General features: G+C 29.9%; 11 protein-coding genes. 1 reads left to right on the top strand and 10 read right to left on the bottom strand.

Annotation, left to right across the window (positions count from 1 at the left end):
• Nucleotides 1-5: 5 nt before the first annotated feature.
• The 4 genes from CSPA_RS18705 to CSPA_RS18720 form a co-directional block, all read right to left on the bottom strand.
• Nucleotides 6-1037, bottom strand: a complete 1032-nt coding sequence (locus CSPA_RS18705) for an FIST signal transduction protein (protein WP_015393924.1) — start codon at nt 1035-1037, stop codon at nt 6-8.
• An 808-nt stretch (nt 1038-1845) separates the two neighbouring features.
• On the bottom strand, nt 1846-2949 hold the full coding sequence (locus CSPA_RS18710; protein WP_015393925.1) for an NADH-ubiquinone oxidoreductase-F iron-sulfur binding region domain-containing protein: 1104 nt from the start codon (nt 2947-2949) through the stop codon (nt 1846-1848).
• Between the two features lie 14 nt (nt 2950-2963).
• The gene (locus CSPA_RS18715; RefSeq protein WP_015393926.1) at nt 2964-5054 is read right to left on the bottom strand and encodes an FAD-dependent oxidoreductase; all 2091 of its coding nucleotides are present in this window, start codon (nt 5052-5054) and stop codon (nt 2964-2966) included.
• Nucleotides 5055-5199: 145 nt separating this feature from the next.
• Nucleotides 5200-6681 carry an FAD-dependent oxidoreductase gene (locus CSPA_RS18720; protein ID WP_015393927.1) on the bottom strand — a complete coding sequence of 494 codons (1482 nt, stop codon included), beginning with the start codon at nt 6679-6681 and terminating at the stop codon, nt 5200-5202.
• Nucleotides 6682-7361: 680 nt separating this feature from the next.
• Here CSPA_RS18720 and CSPA_RS18725 point away from each other — a divergent pair.
• Entirely contained in the window at nt 7362-8258 is an 897-nt protein-coding gene (locus CSPA_RS18725; protein WP_015393928.1) for a LysR substrate-binding domain-containing protein, read from the top strand.
• A gap of 89 nt (nt 8259-8347) precedes the next feature.
• Here CSPA_RS18725 and CSPA_RS18730 read toward each other — a convergent pair whose 3' ends face one another.
• From CSPA_RS18730 to CSPA_RS18755, 6 genes are all read right to left on the bottom strand, one after another.
• Entirely contained in the window at nt 8348-8983 is a 636-nt protein-coding gene (locus CSPA_RS18730; protein WP_015393929.1) for a tRNA-uridine aminocarboxypropyltransferase, read from the bottom strand.
• 219 nt (nt 8984-9202) lie between these two features.
• Complete coding sequence (locus tag CSPA_RS18735; protein ID WP_015393930.1) at nt 9203-10903, bottom strand: acyl-CoA dehydratase activase; 1701 nt, start codon at nt 10901-10903, stop codon at nt 9203-9205.
• On the bottom strand, nt 10900-12171 hold the full coding sequence (locus CSPA_RS18740; RefSeq protein ID WP_015393931.1) for a 2-hydroxyacyl-CoA dehydratase family protein: 1272 nt from the start codon (nt 12169-12171) through the stop codon (nt 10900-10902). Before CSPA_RS18740 ends, CSPA_RS18735 begins: the two co-directional genes overlap by 4 nt.
• Before the next feature lie 313 nt (nt 12172-12484).
• The gene (locus tag CSPA_RS18745; RefSeq protein ID WP_015393932.1) at nt 12485-13321 is read right to left on the bottom strand and encodes a Cof-type HAD-IIB family hydrolase; all 837 of its coding nucleotides are present in this window, start codon (nt 13319-13321) and stop codon (nt 12485-12487) included.
• 46 nt (nt 13322-13367) lie between these two features.
• A complete protein-coding gene (locus CSPA_RS18750) occupies nt 13368-14129 on the bottom strand; it encodes a GNAT family N-acetyltransferase (RefSeq protein WP_015393933.1) in 762 nt (253 codons plus the stop codon).
• A 652-nt stretch (nt 14130-14781) separates the two neighbouring features.
• A complete protein-coding gene (locus CSPA_RS18755) occupies nt 14782-16503 on the bottom strand; it encodes a methyl-accepting chemotaxis protein (protein ID WP_015393934.1) in 1722 nt (573 codons plus the stop codon).
• Between the last annotated feature and the right edge of the window lie 2 nt (nt 16504-16505).

Below are 16505 nucleotides of genomic sequence, written 5' to 3' on the forward strand. Positions count from 1 at the left end.
CCCTCCTATTCAACAGCCAATAAAACCATAGTTTGATTAACATGTTTTCTATAAAACTGTTCTCCATAACTTACAAATCCAGTTATATTTGGACATAACCCTGTTAATTCATTATCAATTGACTTCCAAATTCCATCTTCTTGAAATTTTAAACTTCTTAATATACAATTTATAGCCAAAACGAAACTAGGTTTGAAATCTATTTCTTTCACAGTTTTTCTTAGTTGTTGAACAGGATCAACTGGCTTAAGAGTCTCTACAAATGTATCTGAGAGCATTTGACAATAGAAAGTAATCGACTTGTCTGGATTAACTTTCATAGGGGATGCTATGTAGATTTCATCTTCATAAATCCTTCCCAAAGGATTATTCATAAAATAGTTTGGCAATTCTTGCTCTCTTACATTTAAAACTTTAGCATATTCAGTACTTGCAGGAATTTTATTAAAAGTTTTTACAGTTCTACTTATTAAATCTGAATCCGTAATTAGCAGCCTATTTCCAGTAGATTCGTAAATATTTTCCTTAATAATCTTCGTTCTTTTTTTCATATTAAAGAAAATAGCAACACTCTTCACCCTTCTTGTCCCAATAAAAATAAGCGTTTCTTCAAATTTAAGGTTATCTCCAGCACTTCCACCAATTATCTTAAAATCATTATCTGTAAAATAAAAAGTTGTAATAATACTTTCTTCTGTGCCATTTAAACCATCACATAATAAAAGTGCAAAAGCATTTTTATTACTTTGAACTCTCTTATAGGCTTCCTTTAATTTTTTAACATTCTTTATTGGAGGATTTGTTATTTCAACAACTTCTCCTTGTTCCAAATCATATTCAAATCCAGTAATCACACCATTTTTATAACCACTTTTGCAGTATTCTCCAGCTGTTGAACAAAGTATAACATTTGATGATACCTGCTTAGATAATTCTGTAATTAATTCAGTGTTAGAAAAAACAACAAATCCTTTATCTAAATTATTTCTGGTATAATTCAACGCTTCTGCAACATTTGAAAATAAAAATTCTCTCATAACTCCATCTCCCATCAATACCATTTAGTTATTTTTTATTAAAGTATAATTTAAACCCTATAATTCTTTCACAAGATTATATAATTAATTTTTTAGTGCTGATAATCCTTAAATACTTGCATACATCTGTTCGGTTGAAGCGCTTGCTCTTCAGTTGCATTCAATATACAAAAAATTATTCAAGTTAAAATAGTATTGGCTTCTAATTGTGCTATAATTCTCAAAACTTCTGAATGTTTGATGTTAACCATAATCCCCCTCCTAAATTATTTTTATCCTGCTGGTAACTATTGTAAATTTTTCACTATAATAACATAAATTTAGTTAACAAAATTCTACCCAAATTAACTAAATTTTATTTTATATCATAGTTATATTCATATTATATATATTTCTATTTATCTTTCTTATTTCCTCTCACTTTTCGATTTGTTGCTCTTTTTTTATTCCCTCATAATTCTGCATAATATATAGTTTTTCAGTTTTATTTGTCAGAATGTTCTATGATTTTTTTAATATCTTATCTTTTACAAAGATATTATGTATTAATTTGTAATACTATTTATTTTGCCTGAAATTACTTTTTATCTTATACTTTATATATAAACAATTCAATTATATTAAACCCTTTATTATTGGAATGACTTGTCCCTTAGAGTCATTCTTTGTTTTATTACTAAACAAAATCTTTTAAGTATAAAATATAAATATTTCAATGTTTATTCTTATAAAAGAATAAATAGGTGTTTCAAATAATATTTTTATCTGAAACACCTATTTATTTTACAATTAATTCGTACAAAATGTTTTAGCGCTTACATGGTATAGGTTTTTGTGGACATCTAGGCTTAATTGCTCCAGCCTTAACTATTGCATCTTCTTCACAAGCATCCACACATTTACCGCATTGAGTACATTCATCTTGATCAATTACATGTATAAACTTCTTCTTACCAAGAATTGCATCATCATCACATTCATCTACACAATCTGTGCATCCTATACATTTATCTGCAAGGATATGATAAGTAACAAATTTACTACACGCCCCAGCTTTACAAGATTTTTTAGTAATATGCTCTTCTATCTCTTCTTTGAAGTTATTCATAGCACTTAGTACAGTTGAAGCAAGTGTTCCATCAACTTCACAAAGCACTTGATTCTTCATTTCACTACAAAGATCTAATAATAAAGCTATATCACTTGTCTTTCCCTTTTTTTGCGTAAGATCTGAAAGAATCATGTTAATTTGAGTAACCCCCTCAAATCCAAAAACACATCTTCCACAAGATTCTTTAGTATAGCCTTCCGCTATAGTTTTTAATTTATCTAAAATACAATCAGTTTCATCAAATATAGTAATATAGTCTGTTGTTAGTTCAAGTTCAGTATTAAGATCAGCTTCTCCTATGAAAATTGCCATTGGATAACCTAAATACATTCCTTTAAAGGTACCTTTAACACTAACAGCTTCTATAATTTCCTTTGAAGAAACCTTTTTATTAAAGGTGTAACTTCCACTTTTCTTTACACTTCCATTTATATATACGTTCTTTGACTCACTACCTAGAAGCATTTCAACTGTAAATACAGCTTTATCTTCCTCTTTAGAAGCAGGTATTGCCTTTTCTCCTTCTATAACTTTTAAAATTGCACTTGAGTTTCTATAAACAAATCCAAAACTCCCATCAACTAATATAATTTTTAAGTTCATATTAGGATAATTTTTAGCTTCTACTTCTAATTTATTTTGAAGCTCTTTTTCCTTTTGATCTAATACGATATAATTCTCTTCTGCTTTTTTTAAGTTTATTGCTTCTAAAACTTGAGATGTATTATTCTTTAAAATATCAATTGAAACTGGTGCTTCTTTATATGCAGTTACTCCATTACATATTAAATAATTATTCATATTCTTTCACCTCTCTAATATTCATTCCACATTTTAGGAGCTTTTAAATTTAATCTCAGATCACATTGTAAACAACGACTTGCTTCACACATAGCCTTTTCCTTTGATAAAGTTTTTTCTACAATATCAAAATTACATTTTCTCTTATCTGCCTCTACAAGTTCTATTGAGGTTCTTTCTATTTTAGAGAACCCAGAACAACTTCCAATGTATGGATCTGGTGTTTCTTTTTCTAAAAGATTTTCTGATATATCACCATTTCCACCTAAATACTTATCAATTTCTTCAGCACTTTTACGTCCTGCTGCAATTGCTGAAATTACTGATTTAGTTCCTGTAACTACATCTCCAGCTGCAAAAATTCCCCTTACGCTTGTTTCTGAAGATTCATTAGTCTTAATATATGGTCCATGAGTTAATTCAATTTCCATTGCTTCTGTTCCAGCTGGTTTTTGACCAACTGCAAAAATAACATTATCAACTGGAATTATTTCATTAGAACCTTCTACTAATTCAATAACAGCTTTTCTATCACTATCAAAATAGAATTTATCAACTTTTTGTAATTCTACACCTTCAACTTTTTCACTTCCAGCAATTCTTAAGAATGAATGTGCTACATGTAAAATAATGCCTTCTTCTCTACCTTCTTCAATTTCTTCTTTAGTTGCAGTTATTTGATCAATATTTTCAAGACATGCTATATGAACTTCTTTCGCACCTAATCTTAGTGCTGTTCTAGCACAATCATAAGCAACATTACCACCACCTAGAATCATAATCTTTTCTTTCACCTCAAGAGGTTGCCCTTGTCGTGCTTTCTTAAGGAATTCAGCATTTACATATACCCCTTGTAAGTCATTTCCTTCTAATGGAAGCAGTGTACCTTTATGAGTACCAACAGATACAAGCACAGAATCATAACCTTTATTTAATAATTCCTTTGGATTTTCTACTTTATTATTAGTTAAAAGTTCTATTCCTTCTGCTAATATATCTCCAATTTCCCTATCAAGTACATCATCAGGTAAACGATAAGCTGGAATTCCATAACGGCATTGTCCTCCTGCTTTTTCATTTTCTTCAAAGATTGTAACTGAATGACCTTTCTTTGCTAAGAAGTATGCTGCTGTTAATCCTGCTGGTCCTGCTCCTATTACTGCAACCTTCTTTCCTGTTGCTGCTTCTCTTCTAACTTTGCTCTTCCAAGAACCATCATCACCTTCAGCTGCTGCCTTTTTTAATTTACAAACTGAAATTGGATTTTCAAATTCATTTCTCTTACAATTATCTTCACATACATGATTACAAATGTTTCCTAAAGTTTCTGGGAAAGGTACCTTTTCACGTATTACTGCTGTTGCTTTTACAAAGTCTCCTTCTTTAATGTAACGAATATATCTAGGCACATCTGTATGTGCTGGACATGCAGCTCTGCAAGGTACTACAGAATCACTATAAGACATATCTTCTTTCTTCATGCCAAGAGAATCCATAATAGATCCTGTTGGACATACTTCTATACAAGCACCACAGAATTTACATCCTGCTTCTTCAAGAGATAGTCCTCCGTCAACTCCAACACGGATACCGTCCTTTGTTCTTTGATAATCTAGTACTCTAACTCCTCTTAGTTCTCTACATGCTCTAATACATCTTCCACATCTGATACATCTTGTAAATAAATGATCAATTAATGGATTACTAGAATCGTTAGGAACTGGTCTTGATTTTTTTCTCCACCTTTCCGCACTTACTCCCATATATTGATATAAAGATTGTAATTCACACTTTCCATACTTTGGACATCCTGTGCATTCTGCTGGATGAGTTGCTAGAATTAATTCCATAGCCATTTTTCTTGTTTTATCTGATTTTTCTGTACTTATTTTTATTGACATACCATCTTGTACTGTTGTCTTACAAGCAGGTACTGGATTTTCCACTCCATCTACTTCAACTGAACAAAGACGACAGCCTCCTACAGCTTCCAAGTCAGGATGCTTACATAAATGTGGTATGTAAATTCCAGCTTCAAGAGAAGCCTCTAGTACCGATGCTCCTTCTTTCGCTTCTATTTCTTTTCCCTCTATTATGATCTTCATATCATATTCCTCCTAATGAAATAAAACAACAAGTCTTGCAAAAATCACATAGACTTGTCATTTTTATGTAGCTTGTCAAGTAATTTAAATTACTTGGCAAGCTCTAATATCTGCTAACTAAATGACAAAATCTAAAATCTGTTAATTAAAAATCACTTAATTTAGCTGCTGCATTTTCTCCTGCAATACGTCCACTGTTTAAGCAGAAGCCCATTGTGTTCCCTGATAATATAAATGGATAACTATCTCCAAAAATGTTACATGCATCTGTACCTACTGCATATAATCCAGGAATCACTTTATAATCTCCTGTCATAACCTCTGTCTTATGATTAATAAGAACTCCACCTATTGATCCATAAGCTCCAACGTTTTGACGACAGATATAGAAAGGTCCTTTTTCAATTGGTTGCATATATTGTCTGTCTTTTTCAAATAATTCATCGAAACCTTCAGCACACATGTCATTGTACTCTTCAACCTGAGCTACTAAACCTGCTACATCAACACCTGCTTTTTCAGCTAATTCTTCAATAGTATCAGCTTGAGCTATTGGTTCATATCCAGCTTCAAGATCCTTTTCCCATTGTTCATCAAAATGATCAAATAAATCATGTGGATGTACGTGAGATACTATATCTGGTCCTCTTTTCTTATATTTCTTAAGAAGTTTACTATCAAATATTGCATATGCTACGCTTCCAGGTTGTGCAGTAATTGCATTTCCAGTAAAGGTTGTATTTGCAATTTGATCTTCTGGCATAAATCTTTGTCCTAGTCTATTTACCCAAAGACAAGGTTGACGAAATGCCCCATCAAGGATGAAGTGATTCATATTATCTGGTAATTGATACATTAATTCCATTGAACATGGTGTATGTCCTGCACCTACTTCCCAAGCCATTTTGATACCATCACCCTTCATTCCTGGGATAGCAAAATTGAAAATAGTTTTTCCAAATTCATAGCATGTCTCTTCTTTAATCATTTGAGGATTGTCTCCAAATCCACCAGTAGCTAAGATAACTGATTTAGCTCTTGCTTCAATTTCTTCCCCATCTTTATTTTTAGCTATTACTCCAACAGCTTGACCATCTTTCATTATGATTTTACTAACAGGTGTTTCAAATAGTATTTCTACTCCTAATTCTACAGCTTTTTCTGTCATTCTCTTTGTCATTGTTGTAGCTGCACGAGGACCTGGTGCTCCACCGCCTTCTGGCTTTACAACGTGCCATGTAAACTCTCCATCTGAATATGCTCTTGTATTTTCTGGAGCTCCAAAAGCTCTTGATACGCCTACAAATTCAACTCCCATATCTATAAGCCAATCAATAGTGTCTCCTGATTTAAAATAATAATCACGAACCATACGAGCATCTACACGGTAATGAGTAAAATACATATGCTTTCTAAAAGCTTCTCCTGGAGTAAGCGCTACCATTTGATTTCTTTGAACTGATGACCCTACGCCGAGTGGTCCCATTCCCATGTTAGCAGCTCCACCTGTTGTATTTGATTTTTCAAAGATTGTCACCTTTGCTCCATTTTCTGCTGCTGAAATAGCTGCTGCTAACCCTGAAAGTCCTCCAGCAACTACAATTATATCTGTTTCAATATTTTTCATTACTAATTCCTCCATTTATAATTTTGATAAAACTTTAACATTTTTACATATATTTTTTTGAATATAACGTATATATCTGCATAAGAATATATTTTTTCTTAACTATAATTTAGTATGTTTTATAAATAAATTATACCTATAAAACGTATACATAGTCCAATATTAAATTAGAATAATCGATTATAACTTTTAGTTATAACAGATTATCTATTGTTAATAATTCTACTTTTAGATATAATCTAAAAGTAGAATTAAAGTTATATTTATTACAATTAACATTTTATAGTATACAATTGATAATTGAGCATTGGAATATATATATTAAACTAATTTTACTATAGATATCCAAATGAATAATCAAACTTATAAATGGAATATGTATACACTCTTGAGAAATTAAAATTACTAGACTACACTAGAAATATGATACATTTTTTTCTGGAGCAGGCATGTGAAATTGAGCTGTTGAAGGGTATTAATGTGGGCTTGTTTCATTTCAGCTTGTCCAGATTTTACATCTGGAACACGCTGAAATGACGACAAGCCCACATTTAGAACCTTCCAGCGAAAATTTCACTAGTCCTGCGGAAGATAAATGTATCATATTTCGGTAATTGTTGCATAAATTTAATTCTTACATTGTGTATCTATAACTGATTAATAACTATTGAGGTGAATCAATGTATAGAATATCTTTTCAACAAATTCATTATTTCCTTGTAATGGCTGAAGTATTAAACTTCACTGAAGCTTCTAAATTACTATACATATCCCAACCAGCTCTCAGCAAACAAATACAAATATTAGAAAAAGAACTAGGAGTCTCCCTTTTTATACGTAATAATCAATCTGTGGCACTAACACCAAGTGGGAAATTTCTTTTCGAAGAATGGAGTTGTTTAGAAGACAAACTGAATTCATCTATTTCAAATGCAAAATCATTAAGCCATTCTTGTTCAGGTTCACTAAATATTGGTAGTACTGAGACCTTTGAATGTGAGGAGTCTATACTTGAAATAGTAGATTCATTTCGAATAAACTATCCTAATATAAACGTTAATTTAGAACTTTACGGCTTTAGAAGTTTACGCGAAAAGTTAAATTCGAAGGAATTAGATATAATATTCGTTCCATATTTTGAACTGGCTTCTTACAAAGATATTGAGTTTGTTCACTTTCAAGAAGTTAATATAGCAATTGCTGTTCCAACTTCTAATCCATTATCTAAATTGGATAACGTTACAATAAAAGATTTAACCGATCAGCCTTTTGTAGTAATTTCCTCTGATGAATCTGCAAATGGCGTTGAAACGATAAAAAACACTTGCCGACTAAATGGTTTTAGTCCAAATATAGTAAAGTATACCAAAAATATGAACTCATTAATTCTTGCCGTGAAAAATGGTGAAGGAGTTACTTTTTGCAACAATAAAATACCTGTTGATAAAAAAATACGCTTATATGAATATCAAAATCCTTTAAATGATTCAGATATTTATGCTGTTTGGAAAAAAAACAATTCCAAACTCGAATTAAATTTTTTAAAAAACGAATTATTAAAGCTTAATGAGAATTAAATCCTCAAGTAAATATCTTCATTTCTAATTTCATTTAAATATAATAAAAAACAAGAAGAGGCCTTCAAAACTTCTTCTTGTAAGATTTTTCAATTGCTTAACTTTACTCCATTTGCTCCCGCTTTAAACCTTTTTATAAACAAATCAAAGGTGTCTTTAACTACTTGTGCATTTTTAAACTCATTGTTTAATTTAAGGATTTCAATTGCTGTTTCGATTGTGCACAATTCACCTTCTGATGCTCCTCTTCTCAACTCATATTCTGACTTGTGAGTTGGATTTAATGAAATCCTTGGTAACTTATATAAATAATCACTTTTTCTTAATATCTTAGCAGCTTCTTTCCATGTACCATCCAAAATTATAAAAACTGGAATCTTTTTAGAAATTTCATCTTTAAATTCTCTTTTTTGTAAAGCGTTGTTCTCTGTAGGAAACAATATATATGTTTCATATTTTTTACTATTAATATATTCAATTAATTTTTTAGGAGGCTTTGTTCTCTCCCATAATATTAATTCCGTTGATTCTTGATTAATTAATTTCAGTAATCTTGCTGTATTAGAAGGTCTATAAAATTCGCTTTCCGTTGATAAAATCAATATTTTTGCTTTAGACTTTATCTTTGGCGCAATACTACAGATGCAATTTATCATTGGTATTCCACATTTATTACAACTCTGATACAGTTTTGTAACTTGCTTGACTTTAAATTCAGACTCCATTTTGCCTCCTACTTTGTAAGTTGTATTTTGATATCGCTTATTGATTATAACATATTCGTGACTTCTATTAATCATAAAGAATATAAAAACTAACTTTCCAAATATAATGCGAATAATTCTAACAGCTAATCTTCTTCATGACAGAATATAAAAAAAACACCACATATTCATTTTGCAAATGTGGCATTTTACTATTTTCAACCTTTGATTTTTATAAACCTATAACTTCAAGTCCTCAAGTCCAAATATAGCTGCTCCTAGTGCTCCAACTATTTCTGGTTCATCTGAAATGAATAATTTTTCTCCAACTTTTTCTTCTATTGCTTTTACTACCCCTATGTTTTGTGCCACTCCACCAGTCATCATAAATCCACTTTCTTTTCCAACTCTTCCAAGAAGAGCATTAGTTCTACTTGATATTGATTGATTTAATGCATGAATAATATCTGCTTTTTCTTTATTTTGAGCAATAAGTGAAATTACTTCAGATTCAGCAAAAACTGAACACATGCTACTTATTTTTATATCCTCTTTCCATTTTAAAGATTCTGGCCCCATATCCTTTATATCAATTTCCAGAGTTCTAGCCATCATTTCCAAAAATCTTCCTGTTCCAGCAGCACATTTATCATTCATTACAAAATCAATAACTTCACCCTTATCATTTAACTTAATAACTTTACTATCTTGTCCACCAATATCTATAATTGTTCTAATATTGGAATTCAAATAATGTGCTCCTTTTCCATGACAACTTATTTCTGTTACTTCTTTGTCAGCAAAGGTTATACTTACCCTTCCGTAACCAGTAGATACAATTAATGAAAGATCTTCTCTGGTTAATCTAGCCTTTTCCAATACTTCTTCCAGGGCCCTTTTAGCACTTTCACTGCTTTTTGCTCCTGTTCTAACAATCGTATATGCAACAATTTCTCTATTGTTCTTAAGAATAACAGCATTAGTAGAAGTTGAACCACTATCAATTCCCATCACGTATTTTGTTACTGCAGAACTTTCTTCAAATGCTTTATTTAACAAGCTATCGTTATTATCCATATTGTTATCACCTTTTTCTTTATTAGCATTTAATGATTCAACAAAAGCTTCTACTCTTGTTTTTATTTGTCCTTCACATTGTTTGGTATAATCTGTTTCCACCTTTAATACTGGAATATCATAATTCCCTTTAATGTCAGCATATTCATATGAGTAAATGTCACAAAACTTAACAGTATGATAAATTATTCCATCTAAATTTTTTATTTGCTTTTTAAGAAAATCATTTCTCTCACTAATATCTGCCATATGTAAACATGGCAATTTACTTAATAAATCCCTTATATAATCACTATATATGTTATCATTTCTTAAATTGTACTTCCTATCATCTCCAGTACATGAAATATTAAACAAAATATTAGCATTATACTTTTCAATCATCTCAACAATTCCATCATTGCATCTTGCACCCATTAATCCAATATTTAATCCCTTGGATGGTTTAATATTATCACTCTTTATAGAATCGCAGACTTCTTTAAGTTTTTTCTCATCAAAGCTCTTATGGCTAAATTCTTCATAAGCTCTTATCATTTCAGTAACAACTGATTCGTATATTTTTATAGAATCTTCATTAACCTTTCTTGGTAAGTCTAATATATATATGAATTTATCTGGAAAATTTTCCTTTAAAGTATCATAAAGTCTTCTTGTACTATCACAACAGCTTGTTAATATTATACCTTCATAGTCATTTAAAATAGCATCCTCTAATACACCTTTAACATATGAACATAAATTTGTGTGCATCATAGTTTCAGCTTTATCATAGCTTGTCACATTTGGCTCAATTCTCTTAATTTCCACACCTAAGCTAGTAAATATTTCTATAGGTGTATATTTACAGGTATATCCAATCATTTCTGTACCTCCGTATTTTTTAAGATTTCTAAGAATGCTTCTAACCTAGTTTTTAATTGACCATCATGACAATTACGCCTATCCATACAATCTCCATCTAAAATAAGCATAGGAATATTTTTTTCTTTCATTGCTTGTTTAAGCTGCATTACTCCACCGGCAGACTGTTTGCAACCCCAATGACAGAAATTAATAACTGCCTGCGAATCAAGTTCATCAACTGCATTTTTTATTGCTTCAATCTTTCTTTCAAAAGACCCATTATATATATTTAAAATTAATTTCTTTGCTAATGCTTCCAACGGATGTTCTATATCTAATTCTTCCATATAATCAAAATTTGTATCATAAGATTGAATTTGATATTTAGGATTAAAGTTAAAGTATTCTTTCATAGTTTCTTGATAATATGGCAAAAGATGAACCCAAAATACCTTTAAGCCTTCACTATCTGGATAGCTTTGTATATCTTGAGCTAATAATTTATAAAAATCATATATTTCCTTAGTTCCTATACCTACATGTGATGCAAAAAGCATATACATATGCAATGTTAAAGAGCTAGGATAATACTTTGTTTTTTGGTATTTTAAAAATTCTTTAAAGGATTCTTTTGATTCATTTTCTCTTTGTAATATTTCCGATAATTTTTCTATATCAAATTTCTTATTGCACTTTTCTTCAAGCATAGCAATCATATGTTTCAATTGAGTAACTACATATTCTTCATTTTCTATAGAATATTCATATGGAATATCTAAAACGTATGAATCTATACTATGTTTCTCTCCAAGATAACGTATTGTGTTTACATTTCCATCACAACAAGTTGAAGTTGTAAATGCAAATTTAGGTTCTGGCAAAATCCCACTTTCAACAGTTCCTATAAACCCTTTATGATAAGAACACAATGTCTCTGCCACTCCTATATTTTCAGCATATTCATTGACAAAATCTTCACATTCAAAGCCTGACATAAAGCAAGACATACACTCTAAAGATATTGGATTGATATTAAAACATTGTAATATTTCTACAGGAGTAAAAATATTAACCCATGCAGAATTCTCTGGCTCTCTCAAGCCTTTTAAGATTGAGTTGATTGCAATTAAATTCAATTCTTTATAAGCTTTTGGGACTTCTTGAGATGAAAACTTTACTATTTGTTTTTCTAAAAAAAGTCCTAGCTTTATCATTTTATATGCATTTTTAGGATTTACTTCTGCTTGTTTCTTAGTTAATTCTTCATATTTTTTTACTAAGTCCATACTTCACCTCATTCTTACGACTAAAACTATATTTATGCACAATTTTTATTCTTAGTTTTTTCAACCACTCATATTCTATTCCTATTTATTCCAACATTCAAACATTTATACCTTTTCATTTTTTAACTTTTTGTGAACATTTGATTAATTTTCATAATTTTTACTAATAAAAAATTAATTCCCTATTATAAACTATTAGTTAGTTATAATAGGGAATTAATTAGCCTCTTCAATTTATGTAAGTCTCAATTAACAATATTTAATTATCCTGAAATCTCGATTAGATAAAGTTCGAAGAACCATATATGAAAATTTAATATTTTGAAAAAATAAATTTTTCTATAGCCTTAGCTACTCCATCGTTATCATTTGTATCAGTTATAAAATTTGATATTTCTTTTACAGCATCACTTGCATTGCCCATTGCAATTCCCATACCTGCAAATTCAATAGCCGACAGATCATTTTCGCTATCACCTATTGCTATTATCTCTTCTTTTTTTATTTTATAATGATCAGCAAGTATTTTAATGGCATTTCCTTTTGAGGTTCCTTTGGTGGTAATTTCAATGTTATGATTAGATGAGCTTGTAATTTCAATGCTATTCATATTTAATAATTCTTTTCTAAGGCTATTTATTTTATTCCTACTTCTACTTATAATCTCACATTTTACTATATTATTTTTCTCACTATGAAAGACTTCATCCCATCTTTCGCTATTTTTTACAAACTCTATTTTAACTGATCTGTTCACATAACCTTTGAATTTTAGATATCTCATTATAGTAGCTACTATTAAGTTGCCACAATATGTTTTACTTAATGAATTAAAAATTGGCTTTGCATTATACTTCTTTAATATTATTAATAATTTTCTACTTAACTCTTCCTCTATAGTACTCTTATATATAACATCAGGTTCATGTTTTTCTTTAACAATAGCTCCAGTACAAGCAATAATAGGTGAATTTAATCCTATTAAATTTGAATAGTCCTTAGCGTCAAGAAAAGTTCTCCCCGTGGTTATTACAATATATATTCCGAGCTCCTCAGCTTTTTTGAGTATTTTTTTTGAAGCTTCACTAATTCTACGTTTACTATTTAAAAGAGTTCCATCTAAATCAATACAAACTAGTTTATACTTCATAATAATTTTCTCCAATATTTTCAAACTTCATCTGTAGCCTCCGAAGCTAAAATTTTACCTTAAGTAATCTTGTCCAGCAGTAATTTCCTGATTTAAATTGAGTTCTTAACGAATTATAATTATGATACCAACAACCAGAAATAGCTTTCTTATTTCTTACTTTAACAATTTTCTTCAATTCATTTAATATACAAGTGCCAATTCCTCGTCTTCTGTACTCTTCTCTAACATACATTCCAATGCTCTGCAAATCATTTCTTATTATACCAGGTTCAATTATGCCAAATCCCACTAATTCATTATCCTTTTCTGCTATGTAAATAAATTTGTTATTAATATATTTATTTATATCATCAAAAAAATCTTCACTATATTTTTCTATACTTTGTGCATCTAAAGGTATTGCTAACCTCAAATTTATAGCACAATTATTTTCATTATTTAAATCTAAATCTCTAGTAAAATATGCTTGTTTGTGCAAACTATCAAAATCATCTAAACATAGACTCAACAAAAATTCATCTCCAGTAGGTACCAATGCTTCAGATACTTGTTCTAAGTATTTTGCTTTTGTAAATATATCTTGAGCCAAATAATTATACTTATTATCTAAACCAAATGATGTTAGCAATTTTTTATTATAAATACCACAATATCCTATTTTTTCTTCATCCAATACTATATGAAAAAAATCAGAGGAAATAACATGTTCCTCAAAAAAGGATTCTATTAATATGTCATTTTCCCTATAATACCCGCATAACTTATCTTTTATTTCATCAAATTCACATTTTTCAAATACAACCATCCTTTAATCTTTCCCCACTCTCTGTCACATTATCATCTAAACAGCATTATCTATTATAATATAAGATTTTCTCTTCGCTGCCAATGAAAAATTTTACATATATAAAATTTTAAAGAGAATAATCACTTTAAATATTCAATGCTTTTATTTGTCATTAGTTTACTATCGCAAGTAAATTATATCACAAATTGTAATTATTATTGAATAATAAAAAATACCGCTGATTATATATCGCGGTGTTTAATAAAATATTTTTTAACTGTCATTTTTCATCTTTGTTTATCTTATATGACAGACTACGTCTATTCACTTACTAGATTTATATATAGATGTCCAAATAATAATCAAACTTATAAATGGAATATACATGCATCATTGAGAAATTATAATCGTAACACTAGAAATTAGATACATATTTGTGCAAGCGGCATATGAAATTAAGCTGCGATGGTTATTAGTGGAGGGTTGTTCCACTTTCTGCTTGTCATAAATTTACTTTAGGAACATGCAGAAATGGGTGCAACCTTCCACTTAGAACCCATCCAGCGAAAATTTCATAAGTCCGCTGTAATAAATATGTGTTTAATTTCGGTAAGTTCCGCATATCTCTAATTCTTGCTTTGGATATCTATAGCTATTATTAAATTAAGAATTATACTTTAAATTTTTGAATAATATCTTTCAAATCTTCAGACATTTGTGCCAAAATTTTACTAGAGGTTGCTATCTCTTCAACTGAAGCTAATTGTTCTTCCGCTGCAGCTGATATAGTTTGTGATTCATCTGCTATTTTCATGCTTATACTTTGAATATTGTTTACTGAATTAACTGAAGCTTTAGTTCCATTATTTATATCGGCTATAGATTCTGAGATTTCACGAATCTGCTCTGCTATTTTTCTTATCATTTTAAGTATTTCATTAAAGCTTGTACCAGCAAAATTAACAACTTTTGCACCATTATCAACTTCTTTTGAATTTTCATTCATTACTGTAACAGCATTACTTGTTTTATTTTGAACTTCATTAATAATTTCAGCTATTTCTTTTGTGGCCAACTGTGATTGTTCAGCAAGTTTTCGAATTTCCTCTGCAACCACACTAAAACCTTTTCCAGCTTCTCCAGCTCTTGCAGATTCTATAGCAGCATTTAACGCAAGTAAGTTTGTTTGTTCAGAAATACTATTAATTGTATCTACAATCTGTCCAATCATAGCTGATTTTTCTTCAAGTTCGCTAATAATCTCTGCTGTTTCATCTGTCTTTTTCTCTATTAATTCCATTTGTTTAATTGCTTTTTCTACAGCTTCTCCACCAGCATTAGCTGAAGTTTTAGCATCTTCCGTTAATTTTGAGACTGATTTTGTATTCTCAGATACATTGTGTATTTTCTCAGATATATTTCCAACTACTTGAGTAGTATCGTTTGCTAAGGAAACTTGCTTATCAGCTCCATCAGCCATATTTGTCACTGCTGAAGCTACAAGACTTGATGCATCAGCTGATTGTTCAGCACTAGAATTTAACTCTTCTGCTGAAACAACTAGCTGCTCTGATGAATCTTCTATCTGTTTAATTAAATCATGTATAGTGCTTCTCATTTTTTCAATTGCATTAGACACAATTCCAAATTCACTCTTATCCTCTAAACTTTCTTTGTTTACAAAAATTGCAAAATCACCTTTAGCTAATTCATCCACAAATGCAACGATTTCATTTAACCTCTTAGTAATTCGCTTTGTTATTAATATTCCTAATAAAATTATCAATATTGCTACCATAACAGTTATACAAATGAATATTATCGCTGCTTTGCTAAAACTTATTTTATTACTATTATAAATTTGCTCTGCTGTTTGCCTATTATGACCACCAAGTTCTGATAAATTAGTTAATACTGCTTGAGCATATTTATCAACATTTTTAACAAATTCACTATATGCTTCTTCATTTTTGTTATCCATGGCTAATTTAAGGACATTTGTTCTACCTTCCCTAAACTTTGCTATATTTCCTTCTAATTCTTTAATTTTATCTATTTCAAAAGAATCTAACTTCATTTTTTTATAATTATCCAAATTTTTATTAAACTCACTAATTCTATCATTTATATCTTTAGACAAAGTTTCATTTTCTTTATTATCACTTGTTGCCATAAGTCGATAAATATCTGCTATAATAGCCTCTTCTTGTATTCTTCCTTCATTCAAAGCTTCACTAGACAATAATCTTTCATTATACATAGAATCAAGATTTTTACTAGAATCCAGTAAGTAATAATACCCAGCTATACCTACTGAAATCAGACCAATTAGGGAACATACCACCAGCAATGTTAACTTTTTACCAACTTTTAAATTGTTAATCCATTTCATTT

The organism is Clostridium saccharoperbutylacetonicum N1-4(HMT), assembly GCF_000340885.1.
GTDB classification, from domain to species: Bacteria; Bacillota; Clostridia; order Clostridiales; family Clostridiaceae; genus Clostridium; species Clostridium saccharoperbutylacetonicum.

What these genes read in the sequence shown, in the direction of transcription:
- CSPA_RS18720 (WP_015393927.1), bottom strand. Translation starts at nt 6,681, where the DNA reads ATGAAAAATATTGAAACAGATATAATTGTAGTTGCTGGAGGACTTTCA.
- CSPA_RS18730 (WP_015393929.1), bottom strand. Translation starts at nt 8,983, where the DNA reads ATGGAGTCTGAATTTAAAGTCAAGCAAGTTACAAAACTGTATCAGAGT.
- CSPA_RS18750 (WP_015393933.1), bottom strand. Translation starts at nt 14,129, where the DNA reads ATGGTTGTATTTGAAAAATGTGAATTTGATGAAATAAAAGATAAGTTA.
- CSPA_RS18715 (WP_015393926.1), bottom strand. Translation starts at nt 5,054, where the DNA reads ATGAAGATCATAATAGAGGGAAAAGAAATAGAAGCGAAAGAAGGAGCA.
- CSPA_RS18755 (WP_015393934.1), bottom strand. Translation starts at nt 16,503, where the DNA reads ATGAAATGGATTAACAATTTAAAAGTTGGTAAAAAGTTAACATTGCTG.
- CSPA_RS18745 (WP_015393932.1), bottom strand. Translation starts at nt 13,321, where the DNA reads ATGAAGTATAAACTAGTTTGTATTGATTTAGATGGAACTCTTTTAAAT.
- CSPA_RS18735 (WP_015393930.1), bottom strand. Translation starts at nt 10,903, where the DNA reads ATGATTGGATATACCTGTAAATATACACCTATAGAAATATTTACTAGC.
- CSPA_RS18725 (WP_015393928.1), top strand. Translation starts at nt 7,362, where the DNA reads ATGTATAGAATATCTTTTCAACAAATTCATTATTTCCTTGTAATGGCT.
- CSPA_RS18705 (WP_015393924.1), bottom strand. Translation starts at nt 1,037, where the DNA reads ATGAGAGAATTTTTATTTTCAAATGTTGCAGAAGCGTTGAATTATACC.
- CSPA_RS18740 (WP_015393931.1), bottom strand. Translation starts at nt 12,171, where the DNA reads ATGGACTTAGTAAAAAAATATGAAGAATTAACTAAGAAACAAGCAGAA.
- CSPA_RS18710 (WP_015393925.1), bottom strand. Translation starts at nt 2,949, where the DNA reads ATGAATAATTATTTAATATGTAATGGAGTAACTGCATATAAAGAAGCA.